The organism is Salinicola sp., assembly GCF_982684285.1.
Genome location: NZ_CEXLVS010000302.1, coordinates 1 through 4,277 on the forward strand (window position 1 = coordinate 1; position 4,277 = coordinate 4,277).

General features: G+C 64.5%; 4 protein-coding genes. 2 read left to right on the forward strand and 2 right to left on the reverse strand.

Annotated elements, in window-relative coordinates; all coding sequences use genetic code 11:
• Together glyS and glyQ are read right to left on the reverse strand one after the other, a co-directional pair.
• The coding region (gene glyS / locus AC3AYF_RS18645; RefSeq protein ID WP_487780168.1) for a glycine--tRNA ligase subunit beta at nt 1-1,450 on the reverse strand (1,450 nt) is incomplete at its 3' end.
• Nucleotides 1,451-1,452: 2 nt separating this feature from the next.
• Entirely contained in the window at nt 1,453-2,412 is a 960-nt protein-coding gene (glyQ, locus tag AC3AYF_RS18650; protein WP_295041166.1) for a glycine--tRNA ligase subunit alpha, read from the reverse strand.
• A 181-nt stretch (nt 2,413-2,593) separates the two neighbouring features.
• Between glyQ and rfaD the strand changes: the two genes are divergently transcribed.
• Both rfaD and waaF read left to right on the forward strand, forming a co-directional pair.
• The gene (rfaD, locus tag AC3AYF_RS18655) at nt 2,594-3,565 is read left to right on the forward strand and encodes an ADP-glyceromanno-heptose 6-epimerase (protein ID WP_295041165.1); all 972 of its coding nucleotides are present in this window, start codon (nt 2,594-2,596) and stop codon (nt 3,563-3,565) included.
• On the forward strand, nt 3,558-4,277 hold a 720-nt coding region (waaF, locus tag AC3AYF_RS18660; RefSeq protein WP_487780169.1), incomplete at its 3' end, for a lipopolysaccharide heptosyltransferase II. The genes rfaD and waaF, both read left to right, overlap by 8 nt.

The window sequence follows — 4,277 nt, forward strand, 5'->3', positions numbered from 1 at the left end:
CTGAAGCTGCAGGAATTCGAACGAAACCAGCGGTGGCGCCAGTGGGACGCTGGCCGATGCCGAAGATGCCGGTCAAGGTGTCCAGCCGGTCCGCCAGAGCGATCGCCATGCCGGTGGACGTGCTCGGAATCCCGTCACTGGCGAAGCGCGGCAGGTACTGCTCGTGGATGGCTTCGGCAACGGCTTCCGGCTCGCCGTCGTGACGGGCGTAGTAGGTGCCCATGATGCCCTGCAGTTCGGGGAACTCGAGCACCATCTCCGTGACCAGATCGCACTTCGCCAGTTGGGCGGCGCGGGCTGCCGCCTGGGAGTCTCCGCCTATCTTGCCGGCGATGAACCGGGCGACGACCTCGCTGCGCGCGGCCTTGTCGGCGAGGGATCCCAATTCGCGCTGGAACACGACGCTGGCCAATGATTCGCGGCGAGCCTCCAGCGTCTGCTTGCGGTCGGTCTCGAAGAAGAAGGCGGCATCGGCCAGGCGCGGGCGGATGACCTTCTCGTTGCCGTAGATGACCTGCTGGGGGTCCTCGCTGTCGATGTTGGCCAGCGTAATGAACTGTGGCTTGAGCTTGCCGTCGGCATCGAGCAGGTGGAAGTACTTCTGATTGGCCTTCATCGACGAGATCAGGCACTCGGCGGGCACTTCGAGAAAGCGTTCGTCGAAGCTGCCGGTGAGCGCCACCGGCCATTCGACCAGGCCATTGACCTCCTCGAGCAGGTCGTCGTCGATGACCGCGTGGGCATCGTGCACTTCCGCTTCGGCCAGCACCTGCTCGCGGATACGCTCGCGGCGGCGTTCCAGATCCACCAGCACGTAGGCATTCTCGAGGGCGGACTCATAGTCGTCGGCGTGGGCGAGTTCGATGGGAGCGGGTGCGTGGAAGCGGTGACCTCGCGTCGTGCGACCGGACTCCAGGCCCAGCAGGCTGGCCGGCACGACCTGGTCGCCGTAGAGCAGCACCAGCCAGTGAACCGGACGCGAGAACTCGATGCGCGAGGCGCCCCAGCGCATGTTCTTGGGCACCGGCAAGGCGTTGATGGCGGCACTGACGATAGCGGGCAGCAGCGTCTCGACGGTGTCTCCCTGCTGTCGTTCACGGTAGCCGAGCCAGGTACCCTTGTCGCTCTCCAGGTGGATCAGTTTGTCCACCGTAACACCGCAGGAACGCGCGAAACCCTCGGCCGCCTTGGTCGGCTGGTCGTCCTTGTAGGCCGCCGCCAGTGCCGGGCCGCGCTTCTCGACCTCCCGGTCCGGCTGCTTGTCGGCGAGGGCCTCGACCCGCACGGCGAGGCGCCGCGGAGAGGCGAGGGCATGTGCCGTGCCATGGGGGACCTCCGCCTCGTCGAGCCCCTTGACGACACCGTCGCGCAGGGCGAAGGCGAGGTTGGCGAGTGCACCCGGCGGCAGCTCTTCGACGCCCAGTTCGATCAGTAGCGTGTTGACTGCCATGCTCATGCGTCTCCCTGTTGAGTTTCTGATGCCTGCGTGAGCTCCCGACGCAGCGCTTCGGGCGCCAGCGGAAAGCCGGCGGCTTCCCGTGAGGCGTAGTAGGCGTGAGCGACGTCACGGGCCAGGGTACGAACCCTCAGGATATAGCGCTGGCGCTCGGTCACCGAGATGGCGTGGCGGGCGTCCAGCAGGTTGAAGGTGTGGGATGCCTTCAGTACCTGCTCGTAGGCCGGCAGCGGCAGATTGGCCTCGAGCAGCTTGTTGCACTCGCTCTCGCAGTGGTCGAAGGCCTCGAACAGGTAAGGCACGTCGGCATGCTCGAAGTTGTAGGTCGACTGCTCGACCTCGTTCTGCAGGTAGACGTCGCCATAGGTGACGCGAGTGCCGTCCGGGGCGATCGTCCAGACCAGGTCATAGACGCTGTCGACGTCCTGCAGGTACATGGCGATCCGCTCGAGACCATAGGTCAGCTCGCCGGTAACCGGATAGCACTCGATACCGCCGGCCTGCTGGAAATAGGTGAACTGGGTCACTTCCATGCCGTTGAGCCAGACTTCCCACCCGAGCCCCCAGGCGCCGAGGGTGGGTGATTCCCAGTTGTCCTCGACGAAGCGGATGTCGTGAACCCGCGGATCGATCCCCAGCCGCTCCAGCGAGCCCAGGTAGAGATCCTGCAGGTCCTTCGGCGATGGCTTCATTACCACCTGGAACTGGTAGTAGTGCTGCAGACGGTTGGGGTTTTCCCCATAACGGCCGTCGGTGGGGCGGCGCGACGGCTGGACGTAGGCGGCATTCCAGCTCTCCGGGCCGATCGAACGCAGGAAGGTGGCTGGATGAAAGGTGCCGGCACCCACTTCCATGTCGAGGGGCTGCAGCACGACACAGCCCTTTTCCGCCCAGTATTGCTGAAGGGCCAGTATCAGCCCCTGAAAGGTTTTCGCATCTGCCGTCGGGTCTGTCATTGACTGCGCACCGTTGCCCATGAATTCGTGAGCCGCCAAGTATACAATTAGCGCTCAATCGGTTATAGGCACCGGCGACGATCGGACTTTATCGTTGGCGGAACGTCATCGAACGTCGGGCGACTTGCGGGGTCGGAGTCGTCATGCCCGATAACCGGGTCGATCGAAGAGGAGTTACGACATGATCGTTGTCACTGGCGGGGCCGGCTTCATCGGGGCCAATCTGGTCAAGGCACTCAACGCACGCGGCCATCAGGACGTCATGGTGGTCGACGATCTCAGCGATGGCACCAAGTTCGTCAACCTGGCGGACTGCACGCTGGGGGACTATCTCGACAAGGGCGAGTTCCTGGCCCGGGTGAAGGCAGAGCTCAGCGGCGAGATCGGTGGCCTGCCGCCGATCGAGGTGATCTTCCATGAGGGCGCCTGCTCGGATACCACCGAGTGGGATGGGCGCTTCATGCTCGAGAACAACTTCGAATACTCGAAGGTGCTGCTCGAGTACTGCCAGGCCAAGCGGATTCCCTTCCTCTATGCCTCTTCCGCCGCCACCTACGGCGGCAGTGAAGTGTTCGTCGAGGATCCCGCGCATGAGAAGCCCCTCAACGTCTACGGCTACTCCAAGCTGCTGTTCGATCAGTATGTCCGTGCGCGCTGGGACGATTTCGACAGCCAGGTCGTGGGCTTCCGCTACTTCAACGTCTACGGCCCCAGGGAACAGCACAAGGGCAAGATGGCCAGCGTCGCCTACCATCACCACACCCAGGTGCAGCGCGGCGAGAATCCCAAGCTGTTCGGCGCCTGGGATGGCTATGAGGCCGGGATGCAGAGCCGCGACTTCGTCTATGTCGGCGACGTGGTGGACGTCAACCTGTGGTTCCTGGACAACCCGGAGGTGTCCGGCATCTTCAACCTGGGCACCGGTCGCGCCGAGCCGTTCAAGGCGATCGCCGAGACCGCCATCGATTTCTATTCACACAAGGACGGGGCAAAGGTCGAGATCGAGTACATCGACTTCCCCGATGAGCTCAAGGGGCGTTACCAGAGCTACACCCGCGCCGATATCGGTCGCCTGCGCGAGGCGGGTTACATCGCCAAGTTCAAGACCGTCCGCGAAGGGGTCTCCAGCTATCTGGAATGGCTGAATGGCTGATTCGCCGGTCGCCGCGCCCCGGTTTCTCGTCGTCGGCCCCTCCTGGGTCGGCGACATGGTCATGGCGCAGAGCCTGTTCATCACGCTGAAACGGCGCCATCCGGCTGCGACGATCGGCGTGCTGGCGCCGGGTTGGTCGCTGCCGATCCTCGAGCGCATGCCGGAAGTCGACGAAGCCATCGCGCTGGACGTGAAACATGGCGAGTTCGGCTGGAAGACACGGCGCGGTGTCGCACGCTCGCTGAGGGGGCGCTTCGATCACGCCATCGTGCTGCCGCGTTCGCTGAAGTCGGCACTGGTTCCGTTTCTGGCCGGTATCCCGCGCCGCACGGGTTTCACCGGCGAACAGCGCTACTGGCTGCTCAACGATCGCCGCAAGCTCGACAAGGCGGTCCTGAATCAGACCGTGAAGCGCTTCGTCGCGCTGGGGCTCGATGCCAGCACGGCGGCCAGCGGCGATTTCGAAACGCCGTATCCGCGACGCAGCGTCGACTCTCGGCATCAGGACCAGCGGCGGGAGTCACTCGGGCTGGGGGAGCGGCCCGCCATCGGGATGATGCCCGGGGCGGAGTACGGCCCGGCCAAGCAGTGGCCGCTCGACTATTTCCGTGAACTGGCCGAATCCCTGATCGCGCGCGGCTACACCGTCTGGGTGCTGGGCGGCCCCAAGGATGTCGAGGCCGGCGACGTCATCACCCGGGAGCTGGGTCAT